This window comes from Bdellovibrionales bacterium (assembly GCA_016714165.1).
Classification (GTDB): Bacteria; Bdellovibrionota; Bdellovibrionia; order Bdellovibrionales; family UBA1609; genus JADJVA01.
The window spans coordinates 1,518,610-1,533,028 of record JADJNU010000001.1 but is presented as its reverse complement, the minus strand read 5'-3'; the positions used below and the strand labels follow the sequence as shown (position 1 = coordinate 1,533,028).

Sequence of the window (14,419 nt, the reverse complement as noted above, 5' to 3'; positions counted from 1 at the left end):
GCTTGGGGGCATCTATTTAAATTTCCCGAATTGAATACCTAAAAGGCATATTCAAAGTTTCCGATGTGTTTTCAAGACCCTGACTGCTTGGAGTGCTTAGAGTTGCCAGAATTTGATTCACAGGACTATTATCCAATATTGGCGTCCTCGATTCGTCCGGGGCAAGTGATTCCGTTTGACTGCTTTATCTTGCTAGAACGTGTTAATCGGATTGTTCGGTGGGTGAATGGGAACGAGATTTTTCCTGACTCTAAATATGCTCTTCTAGAGGGACGATCGATACAGAAAGTATTCGTTCTTAAGTCTGATAAGAAGAATTACTTTTCTTACCTTGACGATTTTCTCAAGTCCCCGGACGGACGACGGATTTTGGAGTTGATCAAATCACAGGGAAAACCGGATATAGATGGAATTCCGGACCCTGAGGAATTCAGTTTAACAGCACTTCAATCGGAGATTTCATCTGAACCAAAGGCAAACTCCCTGAGCTCCCTTGAGCAGGAACAAGAAGATCTGATCCAGTTCTTAAAGGGCAAGGTAAATGATATTGAGGAGAATCTTACAAGACTCAATCAGGTTCCGGAGGAGGACCTCTTGGTTATCGGGGACGTCACTTTACGAATTTCAGATGAACTGATCAAAATTTCATCTGAATCTCTCGTTCAGGACGAGTTCGAAAAGCGCATTAAGGGCGTGACTCAAGTGATAGATGACGGACTGATTCGAATTTCTAGCGTAAGCAAGAAGCATAGCGAGTTTGAGGGCTTAAGTCGAATGATGGAGAAAATCAGTTCCGAAGTACGTCAACTCGGAGATTTAGACCAGAATGGCATCTCCAGTTCTGAGGCGACTGTGCTTCTAAAGAGGCAAGCCGCTCGAATAAAGCCATTTTCAACGAATCTATCCTCATCCTTGGCTTCTCAGCTATTGGGCATGGCAATTGAGGGAGCAGAAAATCACTTGGGCCAGGCCGTTCCTTTAAAATCCAATGTCGGAAGATACGAAGAAGTACCTTCCTACCTTCGAGAAATGTTGACGTTAAAGGAGCTGATGCGAAGCAACAGCAGTGATGTAAAGCATTTTCAACATCAAATTCTTAAGCAAGGCCTAATTATAAAGGATTTGAAAGCCAAAAGTGGAGCTGTGCGATCGGTCTATCGAAGTCTCAGAGACAAATGGTTTCTTTTCCATCTTCAGACAAAAAAGAGTCTTGATCCCTCTGGAGTTCTGGCTGCCAATGATTTAGATGATGAAATAAAAAAAATTGAAAAGGCCAATGAGGGACTCTTTGAAAACTCGACTTCATTATTTAGCAATTATAAAACTGTCAGCCGTTCTGTCGTTGACGAACAGGTTCAAATAAATCCAAATTTGATTTTCAATTCAGAACATCCCAATCAAACTGAGAGCAAGGACGATTTGTCAAATGGAATTGATTCCACAGAATCAGAGCTATCTACTGATGAGAGTGCATCAAATCTCAAGCAACTCGAATCAGAAAATCAAATCTTGAAGGTTCAGAATGAAAATCTATTGGCACTCGTTGAGTCAATGACAAAAAAGGGCGAGGAACTGGAGTTGATTTTGAGTCGAACAAGAGAATACACTGAGAATTTGGAATCTGCGAACAGTGAAAATCACAAAACGATTGAGGCTCTTGAAGAGCGAGTTGATTCTCTTCTCCAGTCTCAGATTGATTTTGATTCTACCCTTGAAGATGTTCATCGCAGTTCGAAGTTGGCCAAGTTGGGAGAAGAGGCAGGCAAGGAACGAGCCGCGGATTTAGGTAATCAGATAAATTTGGCAAAGCTTGAGATTGAAGCCATCAGAAAGGGAACAGGGAATGAATCGGTAGCTAGGCTGAGGGAGGAACAGTTTAACTCTCTCCTGCAAAAATATGAAAATAAGCAGAATGAATTATCCGAAACGAAAAAAACAATTATCAATCTTAATTCGAAATTACTTGAGGCAAAGACCGAGACAAAGCGCTTGATCCAAGATATGGATAGGCTTGCGAAGGACAAAGACCAGCGAGAGAGGCAAATGAGAACGATCGCGATAAAGTTTGAAATGAATTGCAATTTGTTGAAGCAGTCCCAGTCGTCTGTTGGCAAGCTAACCCAGCTCACAGACAGTCTTCGGCAGGAACGCCAAACCTATATACGAAAAACCAATGAGGCTTTGAATAAATACAGAACGATGAGTGAACGAGCCAGTCTTCTTGATCGTCAAGTCACAGCGGGAGAGCAGTCAGCAGATGATTTACAGCACAAGCTAAAAAAAGTTCAGGAGAGAGAATGGAATCTGAGGAAGGAGTCGCAAGATTGGAGAACCAAATTTGTTGAAGCACAAAAAGAAATTAAAAACTTAGAAAAAGCCTTGGCAGAATTCAAGAACATTGCTTAAGGGCCATCTATGGCGCAGATAGGTCAATGCCTCAATTGATTCAAAATGAAATTCGAACCTGAATAGCTAAACCAACAAGCGAATCCAATTGACTCAAAAAGGGGGAAATAACTGTTTTATTGTGGGGCATTTCAATTCCTTCTGTTCTATTATGGCTATTTTTGGGAGACAATTTAAATAGGAATAGTCTTGAGATGAATCTGGATTGAGGAGTGATATTTCCAAATGACTAATAAGAAAATCATTAAGAGAATTCTGAGTTTAATTTTTCTAACATTTCCAATATTATTTTTATATAACAATTGCGGCGACGTCGGTTCGGTTGAGAAGAGTAAATCGTCCGATTCGAATCAATCGGGAGATGGGGCGGGTGTTCAGACAGCAGCGCAGTTGAGTGGAGAGGTGAGTTTTATTTCAGATTTTGGGCGTGTCTCTGGATGGGCAATAGACAATCAAGATAACTTGGCGACTCTTACAGTCGAGTTCTTTGTGAACGGGCCCAAGAATGAGGGAGGCGAATTGGCCGGGACCACGATTGCGAATTCCGTTGGCGGAGGCTCGCACAATGGCCATTTCTTTGTGTTTGAGTTGCCTCCTCAATTTAGGACGGGGGTGGTTGCTGAACTTTACGTTTACGGTGTTCGGCCTGGTCGGCAAGTTACCTTGGCTTCGGCCCGCAGGTTTGCGGCCTACATTCCAAAAGCTGCTGGACAAGCCTATTATGAATCAACTATCAAACCAATGTTATTGAGTCGGTGCACGAGTTGCCACGGGGTTGACTACATGTCTCAATATTATCCCCTCGCCAATCCAACCCCTTTTGAGGGAGGCACTCGGTTGAGCAATGAGTTAATAAACAAAGCCAGTGGTCGAAGTCATGGAGGGGGAAACCGTTGCAGTGGAGGAATTAATTCAAGTCCTTGCGCTGAGTTTCAGGTGTGGTGGGATTTGGAGTTTCAGTGAGAGAAGAAAGCCCAAATTTGCAGGCTCATCAAAATCAGTTCAGCGTGTGTTCCCACTAAATGAATTGACTAGTGGATCATATCGCACAATTCTTTTCATTAAAGCTTTGTAGACAGCCTTGGTAAAAGGTGACGGAGAGGTTTTTTTGGGTCGGCTTCATCTCTTCTATTTGGCGCTTATTTCTATGGCCTTTGTATTTGGCTACTACCTGGGAGGTTGCGGTAATCATGGAAAGAAAATTGGTAGTCACTCATCTTTAGAGGCCGAAAATAAGTTGGCCGAAACGGAGGCATCTTCAGTTCAAAAAAAGCTGCTGGCCTTGAACCGAGTTACAGACCAATTTGCCAAATTTAGCGAAAGCGATATCAGTGATTATTTAAAACTGAAAAGTGAGAAAGATCGCTATTACAAGGCTGAGGAAATCCTTGGCAAAATCATGCTTCTTTTCCTGGTGGACTTGGGCATCAAGACTTCGGGGGAGCAGATGGTCTTTGCCCGCACGGTGAGCCAGGGTCGAAAGAGGAAGGATATGGTAGCGCCAGTTGATTTGACCGAATCCGATGAGGTAGCTCCAAATTCTTTGGAATCCACTTCTATTCAGTCTGCGAACCAATTGAAATCATCTTCAGAAGCCAAATCAATTTTGGAAGCCGAAAAAGTGTTAAGTGAGCTTCGCTCTGATAATGAGATTGAGACCTTTTTGAAATCTGTGAGCTTAGGCAATTTATTTGATTCTCTCAAGAATGCCAATGAAATGGATATGGAACAAATTCGGGACTTGCGAGGAACCTTTTCGGGGGAATTGGTTTTTGATTCTCCTTTACAGGAAAAATGGGAGGTAAAGCTGATTTTCTCTGGTAGGTTGGAGAGCGGTACTTTGGTGGGAAAATCGAGAGTTGAGCTGGCAAAAGACGGAAAGATATTCTCAAATTCTCGTAGCAACGGAAACTTGAGTAATTTAAAGTCCTTGCCCAATGGGCAACGTGGTGTCTTGATTGAGATTCTTGGGGGTGAAGGATTTTTTCAACTCTATTCTGTTCCTCAACTTCAAAAACTCATTGGACTGTATTATCGAAGAGAGAATCCTGGCAGCTATCGCAAGGCCGGAAGTCTCACCCTCCTTCGTCATTGAGATGGGTCCATTTCTTGAAATGTCCGTGAGAGTCCTGCTTTGTCAAATGACAACCCTGTAAGAAGCGCCTGCGAATTGATTTGACCCGGATATTTTTTTCAAGATTCACCGGAATTGGGGGCTCCAAAGCCTCTAATTTAGCCGAAAGTATCGTAACCCTTGCAAAGCCTCAGTTTTTTAGAGAAGTAGGATCGAAAATTAACCTTAATCCTTTTTAAATTTCGTATCAGGGGTAAAAAGCATGAAATTTGGTTTGGTTCCACAAGGCTTGGCTTTATCTGGTTTAGCTCTCATGGTTTGCGTCACTCAGGCGCAGCAGGCACCCGCAGGAAGCGGAGCTCCATTTGTGGGAATCACGCCTATTGTGGCTCAGCCGGGACAGTATGAGATCAATAGTCGCGATGTATCCAAGGCGATGAGCGAAGTGATTGAGAGAGTGGGTAAGGTTCAGGACAGTGATAGGATATACCTGGACAGTGTTGTGAGCGAGCTAACAAAATCTGCCAATGCTTACAATAAACTACTCGCCGTGGATGATTTTAAAAAGCTTTCTGATAAGACCTATTCCAAAGTCACAAGTGCAAATGCGGGAGTTTCGGTAGAGGAGTTTCTTGAAGTTCTGAACCGAGTGAGGGAAGCCCGTTTGGCCATTGAAACAAATCTGCAGCTGTTGGCTTCAGTTTCAGGTGCATTGCCTTCCGATGCCGTGATTAACGATGGAAAGGTCAGCAATAAGCTTCCATCTCCTCGAAATATCGATTTTTCGAAGGTCACAGAAGCCGTAATGGGAAGGGTCAGTGCGGTAGAGAAAATTGCAAATAACTATCCCTTTGTGATCGTTCATTCCGAGGGCTTACAAATCATTGAAGCCAATTCAGGGACTGCTCTCAATCCCGTCTTGAACTTTCCACTGATGACAGGAGAACGGGTGAGGCAGTTACAAGCTCAGGTTCGAGTTCTTACTACACCATCAGAGGAGTTTGAGCTGGCTGCAGAGTCTCATGGCAATTTGACAAAAGGCTTGATTGCGAAGTTTATAAAAAACTATGGGCAATCAGAAAAATATCGGCCTCGCGATGAACGAGACGAAGAAGCAAGGAAAGAGGCTTTCACTAACGTCGTCAATGCGTTCTGGATGAGATCCTATCTTCGCAAAGTATATGGTATCAGAGTTGGCGCACTGATTCCAGCAAACTATAAAAAGCGCTATTTCAATATTGATAAATATCTGGTCCTGAGTGATCAGTTAACTCAGTTCAAGGAAGAGGTGGGGCCGAGTCAAGTCGATGACGGCACCTTGGCGGATGCAGCAGAGAACATTCGTCAGGTGATGGAAACGGTTGATGAAAGAGCCGCCAAAATCATGACAGGAGATGCCTCTTTCCTTGCGAAGGTGAATTCATTTGTCACTTTTTTGAAAGGCGAACGTCCTACTGCTGAATGTTTGGTCTTGGTCATGGCCCTCGTTGCCGCAGATATAAAGGAAGAACTTGATTTGAGTCTTGGCGGGGGACTTGAGGCTTTGGTGGCTGGATATCATCAACGTTGGACAGCAACCGAGATGGATCAGGCCGCGACCGACAAGCGGGTTTGTGCTTTTGATCATCTGGCAAATCTAGAAAATGGGGGAGGAAACTCCAATTGCTATCAAGGCAATCCTGAATCCGGAATCAAAGGGGTATTTGTTACACTGAATGACGAGGCCAACGCTCAGTCAACCAAGATTGAGAATGCGTTCAAGATTCGTGAGCAGATTCGATTGGCCCAATTGGCAAGTTCGTTGGTCGGTTCAAATGGAGAGAAATCGACGGGACCGAGCCGAAGGCGTGGGCACTAAGCTGGTTGAATTCTTAAGTCCTATTGAAATGAGGGTCGTACAGTGAGAAATAGGGAACTGGTCTTGTCGTGGCGTCTCGCATTTTTTTTTGGAATACTTTTTCTGACAAAATTGTCGGAGGCCCAATATCAAGTAATAGAGACGCTTCACACGGGACCTGAAATTGTTGGAGCATGTGGCAGGCCTTTGCCTTTGGATCGTTCTCGTCAAGCTCGCGGGACTCGTCTCTTATGTGGCGGGACGCAGGTTAATTTTGACCGGCGTCCGGTGAAGAGCCCATTCTGGAATGAATGGTCGGTTTTAGAGAGATCTGATGCTTCGGGGGCTCTCACTACCCGTCGGCAAATGCAGGAGCTTCGACTTCGCGACGAGCCCATAAAATGGAGCGGCCAGAGTCAGATAAAGACCTATGAAACTTGGTCTTGGTTTGTGCGAAAACGGGGGAAAAACCCGGATAGATGTCGCGTGTGGACGAGACACGTTCCTTGCACGAAGACACGTCAAGTTCCGATCACACGACGGGTCTGCACAGATGAAGATGACTCTGAGAATTTCAGTGGGGCTCCTGCTTCTGGTTTTGGACCAGGTGGAGCTGGAACCGGTTCCGGTCTAGGGAGTCAGCCTCGATCAGGAGGGGGGGCAGGAGACGGCTCATCGACAAAGAGATCTGATCCGTGGGCCAAAGATTCGGGACGCAGCAGAGAACAGGGGCCGTCGACGGGACCTAGAATGGATTCTAATCGACAGCGAGAGAGTTACGATAGTTATAAGGGTTCAAAGCAAAAATCTGGCGGAGGCGGAGCGTCTTCTGGTGGCGGATCCAAGTCTGGTGGTTCCTCCTCAGGCTCGGGTAAGTCAAACCGCAGAAGCTGGATTCGAGAGTTTTCTTTGTTTCCAAAGGCTGTGGCGGAGACTTGTTCAAATAAGGTTGTAGGCTATCGAGATGAGTCCTATCAATCAACTTGTGATGAACGGGTAGTTGATGAATGTGAATGGGAAGAGGAGCAGTTTGAGATGGAATACTGCTCGACCGAGCCTGTCAGCTATTCCGTCGAATATGAAAAGCCAAATGGCGAATGGGCTCCGGGAAAACCTGGCTATCATGATCTTTTGCCAAACAAATACGATCTCCTTCCCGGGGAGTGGGAAGTTGTCCACCTGCTATTGAACAAGGGCAACCATGAGAGTGGCATTGACAAATCGCTGGAGAAAAGGAGTCTTGGTCGAGCGAGTGTGGTGAAGCCATCAATTGAATTTGAAAGCAAAGGCATGGAAAATCAGGGTTGGAACAAATACAGAGCGAGTTTTGATCAACCAGAGATTCAGTGTCGAATGAACACTCCTGTTGTGATCAACGCAAGGATTGCAACAGAGGAACGGATCCTTCGAAAGGCTCCCAATGCGCTTGCCATTCCATTAGATAGATTGGGACGAGAAGAAGCTCTTCGGGCGACAGAAAAATTTTTGGACGGTGATCACAAAGTTCGCTTGCGACCCTACAAAGTCCAGCTGGAAGATAGCAGCAATGACATGATGCTCACAGCAGCTCGACAGAGTCGGAAATTCAAAGATCTTGATGAGGGAGCTGTCACGACGGATCATCCAAGTGGAGAGGAAGTACTGACAGCAAGAGATCTGGGTTTTTGGAAGAACACCTTATTGAAGGTAAGACTCATTGAAAAGAATTCCTGTTTTCTGGAAGGGGATAAGTTGTTTGCTGATGTCCTGGATACCACCTCCTCTTTGACAAAGGCCGAAGGAAATCGTTTGGTGATTCAACTCGATGGCGAGCAATCAGGGGTGCCGAGCTTTTACCGCCCCTTTGGTTTTATCGGAAAATTTCTCGGATTTTTTATGGGAGATGGTGGAATTGATCTGTATCCGACCCCTGGAAAGCACTACGAATTTCACGTGTCAATGCTTCAGCAGGGCTTACCATTTTATGAGAACGGCTGTTTGAACGGGGCTAAAACCTGCGAAAAAGCGGACGCGAACCCTCAAATGTACAGTGATGATTTGAAAATCGAGTTTTACGCTGAACCCGGCTACGACGAACGTGGATGGCTTCAGAAATTTGAAAATTGGTATGGGAGGAAGCCGTGGAACAAATTTTTCGACTGCAATTGATGTTGACCAAGAAGTTTGTCGCTCTTACTTTGGGTCTATTCTTGGTTGCATTTCCAGGCTTTGCTCAGACAACGTCTGAACTGGATGGCTATATTGCGAGAGTGCGGGTCGTTCAGGATGAGGTTGAAAAGGCCTATGCCTTTACCGGAGCCATGAACGAGGAAACGGTGATCAAGGTCGTCGTTGCAATTGATCACGCCATGGGCCTTTTGCGTGATGTGACGCTCCGAGGGGCCGAAGGCGAGTCGGCATTGACTGAACCAGAAGTCGGGAGGATTTACGAAGAAGTTATTTTTGGAGAAAGAGACAATCAGAGCCGTGGTTCTCTTGCGACTCTCATCTATTCCTCTCTCATTCACCACAGTTTTGATCCAACCCACACATATGACGGAAAGGTCGGAGTTCTAGAAAATTTTAAGTATGCTTTTTTGGAGGTTCTAAACGATTTGCGGGCCGGCTTTTCAATTCGAAAGACAAAGGATGGAAAGTTTCTTTACCTTCCTGTTGATCGCTTGAATAGAGAAAAAGTGACCCGCAATATGGCTGTTCGCCTCTTTGATCTATTTGGGTACGCAGATAAGAACGAAAAAATTGATGATCTACTTGATTACTTCGCGACTCAACTTGAAAAAGTTGCGACGGAAAGCCGCGATTTGCGGCGCGAGAGATTGATTTCTGAAAATCTGGCCTTGGTGTTTTATGCCTCTATGATGGGACTTAATCTTCTTCATCCGCAAGTGCTTCCAATGGTTCCTTTTGATTTTGTGGGATGGATGACAGACGGAGCTTGGGGATCGGCACTTGTGTCTGGATCTATTTTGTTTGCGGGTTACACAACTGCAGTCGTCACCAAATATTTGACAAGGACTCGCAAGAGTTACTTTATGTTTCGGGACTTGGTGCGAACTCTCCTCGATCCAGCAAGCTTGGTAAAGGCGAATAAAACGGATTCTGGTTTTGCGGATGAATTGGAATCACAAAAGGCTGAGCAAAGGGCACTTCGCCAATCGATAGGGAATGGTCTCGGGCCTATCGGGAAGCACAGAGCGAGAATGATCAATGCTGGATATGATCCTGAAAGAGTTGGCGAGCTCAAGCTCAGTTGTCGAAAAGCAATTTTGGGTCAGCTTTTTCGCTAGATTCTGTCTTGCCCATGTCTGGGATTTTCAGAGCTATAAAAGCCCTTCAAGGAGGGGGATGGTCGAGAGTGCGATCTGAGCCCAAATATTCCATTTTATTCATGAGAAAAATTAAGAGTTTTTACCGGAATTCCCATTCAATTCGAATTATACTTGACATACTGAGTCAAATATAATAGCGGTGCGACATCTATGGCACCTTCTTGGAAAAAATCCTGTTTTCTCCCCATCCTTATGTTTGTTCCTTTTCGTTCAGTCGTGTTCGCTGCTACTCCTCTTGAGAAACCTGCTCCGACCAAATCTGCCGCAAGATGCAGTGATCTTCTTTCTAGGAGACAGTCTGGCGAGGGAGTCCCTGAAGTAGCGATAGCGCACGAGTTTTCAACTAGGGCGGATCCCGTCGTGCCAGAACTTATATTGCCCCACCTGTCCCAATATTCGATTCCCAATCGAGATAATACTGGCACTCATCCGCTTCGCGTGATCGACCCTGCAGTGTTTGAGCCGACCGACAAACAAGGCTTAGTCCGCTTTTTCAGAGACAATGGATACGTCGTTGTGGACCATGTTTCGCAAGCCGAAAATCGCAACGCGGTCGTTGAGCTTATGGATAAAGTCGCAGAGGCTGTTCCTCAAGCGCGTCGGCTTGGCTTCATGGACCTTTATCATGATGATGCATTGGCTCAAATGCGTCAAAATCAATCTTTGTATCAAGTTTTCGCTGATATTTTTGGGAGAGAAGAGCTCTGGGTCGTTTTTGACAGAGTGATGTATTGGAACTCGAACGAAGGCGAAAAGCCGCTTCCCCCGCACGTGGACCAGAATCCAATTCAGCACCCTGGATTTTTCAATGTTCAAGCAATGCTCGCATTGCGCGATATGAATGAGGGCACCGGCACATTGGCTTTGGTGCCTAAGTCCCATCTTTGCTTTCAAGAATATAGTCAGTGGACCAAACCCAATGCTGGGTTTGTAGAATATCAGGGAACAGAGGCGCTGCCTTTTGTTGCGCTGAGACTGAGAGAAGGGCAGATCGTTATCTGGGATTCTCGGACAACTCACAGCCGATTTCGAGGGAACCCAAGTGGAACTCGATATGCGGCTCTATTGACCTTTACTCCGGCACAGAATGATCCAATCCTCGTGGATCTGAGGCTCAAATATTACCGCGAAGGGATTGGTTGGAACAATCACGATGCAGGGCTTCGAGCGACAGCCAGTCCTCGCCATGAACTCAGCCTTCGACACAGTGAGGAAAAACTGACTATGCTTGGACGCAAGCTCTACGGTTTAGACAGTTGGTTTGGCGATGAATAAAACGGGATTGAAAAATAAAACGCAAGCGAGCTTTGTTTTTCTTTGTGCTTTGCTTTCCAGCGTTCTTTGCTGGGCAAACGGTCAATGCGGCAAACTCCTCATGAATGCCGAGGCTTTTGGATTTGGCCCATCGGCAGCGACTGCGCAATTATTTCTGGAACTGCGTCCTCATATGGAACGCATGGGCTACCTTGGTGAAGGCCACACGCTGGCGCTTCAAAATTCTCTTCCTTATGACGATATTGTCAGGCTGGAAGACCAGGCTTCTGACTCCAAAATTCGTGAACATCTTCGCCGCCTTTTATCGCGGTACACCCATTTTTTCACCTCTTCGGATTTTCGATACGCACGCGTCGCCCAGGAAGAAGGATACAAGGTGGGCGTCTACGATCCACTCACATGGTTTTGGAAGCCCTTTCCTGAAAACTCCGCGCATGTGGATCTTTATGTGGCACAAGATTTTGTGGGAGTCAGAGAAAGAATTGAAGGCGCACGTTTTCTTTTTCCGGAAAAGACGGCAGTCGTTGCACCGATCGTTCAGCCCTTGAACCGGCGTTCTTTGCATCAACGAAAACAAGCAGTTCTTGTCAACCTGGGCGGATTGAGCAACCCCTTTGTTTCAAATGATCTCATGTCCAAGTTTTCGAACCTCCTAGCCGAAAGCTGTGCGTTGGCTGTCGCAGATCAAACCGGAGAAATCATCGTCGCAACCAATCCAAAGTTCGCAAAAGAAATGCCAAAGCGCTTGAATGCTGCGACGTTAAGCCCTGGTCATATTCAAAATCATTTAGAACAAGTGCGCGTAGCATTCATGACCTCGGGACTAGGCAACTTAATTGAAGCTTCCTCGGCAGGCGTTCCAGTCGTGTGGCTACCGCCGACGAATGATTCACAGGGACAGCAAATTCAACTGCTCAAACGCCGAGATATGGTGGATTGGTCGCTAGACTGGAATGATTTCACTGACGGGCCGGAGATTGATTATTTTCGTCCACAAGAAACGGTGATGAAAGAAATTAAATCCAAGATGCTCATGGTCCTAGAGAGTCGTGAGTATCAAGAACGATTGCTCCAAGTCTTGGCGGAGAAAGTCAGGTCCTCATTGCACCCGCAGTCGAGTCTGAAAATTGAAAGGCTTGTTGATGAATATGGCCAAAATGGAATTAAGGACTTGGCTGAAATCGTGAGGAAATGGGTGCAAGACCATGATAAAAGGTAAACTTAGCCCCCTCAAAAATGTTTTCTGTCTGTGGCTGTTCGCTGCCATTTCAGCATCTTCTTTTCTCGCGAGCTCTGCCCACGCAATTGAGCCGGCAGGCCAACCCCCAAGTGCTACCTCTGGTTCTGCAGCCAAGTGTGGCGCACTCCTATCAGGTGGTTCCATTGAGTTTGCAGGGTCGTCCAAGGAGCAAATATTAGAGAGAAAGACCTGGACTTTGGGGGGCGGTGTTACCGTCGAATTTAAAAGCAACACCCCACTTCATTTGACTCGAGAAGACTTGGTGAATTTGTCAGCGCATCTACCAGGATTCAGAGAGTGTTCTTCAGGAACTTGTAGGCCAAATCTTTTTTTGAACCATATTGAAGCTGATTCTTCGAGCATACGATTGGAGCAACAGAGAGGCGCAGTGACCATCTCTGCTCGCTGGGGCTCGAAACTGCCCCCTGATTTCATACATCTCTTATATGGTGCTGCTCGCAAAGAATGGCTGAACAATCGAATTTATCCAGTCCATGCAGCCTGCATTGGAAATGAAAAAGACGGATACGTTCTACTTGTTGGCGCACCAGGATCGGGTAAGACATCTCTTGCTTTAAATCATGCAATCCATCACGGAAAGAAAATCTTTTCTGGTGACAAGACATTGATTACCATTGGTAGCAATGGAGTGATGGAAGCCATCGCAGGAACCAAAACCATTACTGTTCGATCCCAAGACATTGGGCGATGGTCTGCCGTTAAAAAAATGAATGCCCATCAGTTCGGAGATCGGCTTGCATTTCAGTTACCATCCGAATTCTACGCAAAATCGCCACGTGTTCCAATCAAAAAAATTTTTCTTGTGGGATTGAATGACGGTGTTGAAGATTACGCCCAGTTGAGCGCCACGAGCGCCCTTCACACCTTGTATCCTTTTTTCATGGATAAGCAGAAAAAAGATATCTTAATCGATGGGGATAGAACCATTTTCGACGGCACGACTGGCGCGGATGTCAGGGCTGGACTTTCAAAGGAACTGCTTTCGAGCCTTCAAAATATTCCCGTCTATAAAGTAACCGCCTCTTTAAACGGCGTGACCTCTTTTATTCGCAGGCAACATCGCACAACCGCTCCGGGAAAGGCGAATCCTGAAGCTGCTGATACGCCCAGGAAGATTCTTTTCGGGATTTGTGGAATCGGAAATGGGCACATAAGCCGACAACTACCCGTATTGCGGCATTTCTTGGATCAAGGTGATCAAGTCATGGTTTTCACTTATGGCGAGGGTATTGCATTTTTTAGAAATCGATATCCTCATTATCCCAACTTGAAAGTAGTTGAAGTTGCGAATCCGTATTATGTTGGGACATCGAGTGGACTCGATTTCGAGCAAACGGCACGGTCAGATAAAAACAAAGTCGATTTCAACCGTATCAACGCAGAAGCCATGAGCCAAGCAGCAAAGAGTTTTGGCAATCCAGATTTGGTGATCAGTGACTACGAATTGGTAAGCGCTCAGTATGCTTACGCAAAACGAGCTAAATTGGTTACTTTGGACCAACAAAGTAAATACTTGGCGGGCCAGTTTCCCGACGATTTAGCTGGTACCACCTATTTGGACGAAGTGGAACGTCTCAGCATGTTTTTCCCAATTGCCAAAAAGAGAATTGCGGTTTCTTTTTTTTATGTCAAGCCTGCTCATGGAAAGACGGACCAAGACGTCGATATCTTGCCACCTATGATCAGACCAGAGATTATTGCGGCAAAAGGAAGTCCAAAGAGCACAAAACCGTCGATTCTCGTGTATGTTACAGCCCAGCAAATTGGCAATCAGCCAATTGGTCAATGGATGCGAATCATTGCATCTACAATTCCTGAAAAAAATTTTGAAGCCCATGTTTTTCTGCCAGCAAGGTTTGAGTTGCCGGGCAACACTGAGAATGTTCGCTTTTACCGTCACGGAGATCCCAAGTTTGATTCTATTCTGATCGCATCCCACGGCATCGTTTCAACCGCTGGACATACTCTTTTGTCGGAATCGATGTACTTAGGAAAACCTGTTTATGCCTTGCCGTTACCCATCTATGAGCAACAACTCAATGCAAGGATAATCGCAGAAAATAGGTTTGGGATCAGTGAGCCAAGTATAACAGAAAGCGGTTTGCGCACCTTTCTCGCCAATTTGGAAACTTATTCTGAAAACATTCGCAATGATCGAGTAGTTCTCCTCAAAGAGCCTGGAAATTCACTTGTGATTGAAGAAATTGAACGGATTATAAATTCTAAGTAAAGCGTGG

At 45.6% G+C, this 14,419-nt stretch carries 9 protein-coding genes; all 9 read left to right on the top strand.

The features are described 5' to 3' along the window. Nucleotides 1–102 precede the first annotated feature (102 nt). The 9 genes from IPJ71_06780 (at nt 103) to IPJ71_06740 (ending at nt 14,412) form a co-directional block, all read left to right on the top strand. Nucleotides 103–2,406 carry a hypothetical protein gene (locus tag IPJ71_06780; protein MBK7843389.1) on the top strand — a complete coding sequence of 768 codons (2,304 nt, stop codon included), beginning with the start codon at nt 103–105 and terminating at the stop codon, nt 2,404–2,406. Between the two features lie 225 nt (nt 2,407–2,631). Further along, the gene (locus tag IPJ71_06775; protein ID MBK7843388.1) at nt 2,632–3,369 is read left to right on the top strand and encodes a hypothetical protein; all 738 of its coding nucleotides are present in this window, start codon (nt 2,632–2,634) and stop codon (nt 3,367–3,369) included. A 118-nt stretch (nt 3,370–3,487) separates the two neighbouring features. Next, the gene (locus IPJ71_06770) at nt 3,488–4,501 is read left to right on the top strand and encodes a hypothetical protein (GenBank protein MBK7843387.1); all 1,014 of its coding nucleotides are present in this window, start codon (nt 3,488–3,490) and stop codon (nt 4,499–4,501) included. Between the two features lie 241 nt (nt 4,502–4,742). After that, nucleotides 4,743–6,338, top strand: coding sequence for a hypothetical protein (locus IPJ71_06765; GenBank protein MBK7843386.1), 1,596 nt, complete (start codon nt 4,743–4,745; stop codon nt 6,336–6,338). A 42-nt stretch (nt 6,339–6,380) separates the two neighbouring features. Further along, nucleotides 6,381–8,465, top strand: a complete 2,085-nt coding sequence (locus IPJ71_06760; GenBank protein MBK7843385.1) for a hypothetical protein — start codon at nt 6,381–6,383, stop codon at nt 8,463–8,465. Next, a complete protein-coding gene (locus IPJ71_06755; GenBank protein ID MBK7843384.1) occupies nt 8,438–9,604 on the top strand; it encodes a hypothetical protein in 1,167 nt (388 codons plus the stop codon). Before IPJ71_06760 ends, IPJ71_06755 begins: the two co-directional genes overlap by 28 nt. Before the next feature lie 234 nt (nt 9,605–9,838). Next, nucleotides 9,839–10,921, top strand: coding sequence for a phytanoyl-CoA dioxygenase family protein (locus IPJ71_06750; protein ID MBK7843383.1), 1,083 nt, complete (start codon nt 9,839–9,841; stop codon nt 10,919–10,921). Between the two features lie 7 nt (nt 10,922–10,928). Next, the gene (locus tag IPJ71_06745; GenBank protein MBK7843382.1) at nt 10,929–12,140 is read left to right on the top strand and encodes a hypothetical protein; all 1,212 of its coding nucleotides are present in this window, start codon (nt 10,929–10,931) and stop codon (nt 12,138–12,140) included. After that, on the top strand, nt 12,127–14,412 hold the full coding sequence (locus IPJ71_06740; protein ID MBK7843381.1) for a hypothetical protein: 2,286 nt from the start codon (nt 12,127–12,129) through the stop codon (nt 14,410–14,412). Before IPJ71_06745 ends, IPJ71_06740 begins: the two co-directional genes overlap by 14 nt. Nucleotides 14,413–14,419 lie beyond the last annotated feature (7 nt).

Excerpts from the sequence above, each read along its gene's own strand:
- IPJ71_06775 (MBK7843388.1), top strand. The coding sequence starts at position 2,632 with ATGACTAATAAGAAAATCATTAAGAGAATTCTGAGTTTAATTTTTCTA.
- IPJ71_06765 (MBK7843386.1), top strand. The coding sequence starts at position 4,743 with ATGAAATTTGGTTTGGTTCCACAAGGCTTGGCTTTATCTGGTTTAGCT.
- IPJ71_06750 (MBK7843383.1), top strand. The coding sequence starts at position 9,839 with ATGTTTGTTCCTTTTCGTTCAGTCGTGTTCGCTGCTACTCCTCTTGAG.
- IPJ71_06740 (MBK7843381.1), top strand. The coding sequence starts at position 12,127 with ATGATAAAAGGTAAACTTAGCCCCCTCAAAAATGTTTTCTGTCTGTGG.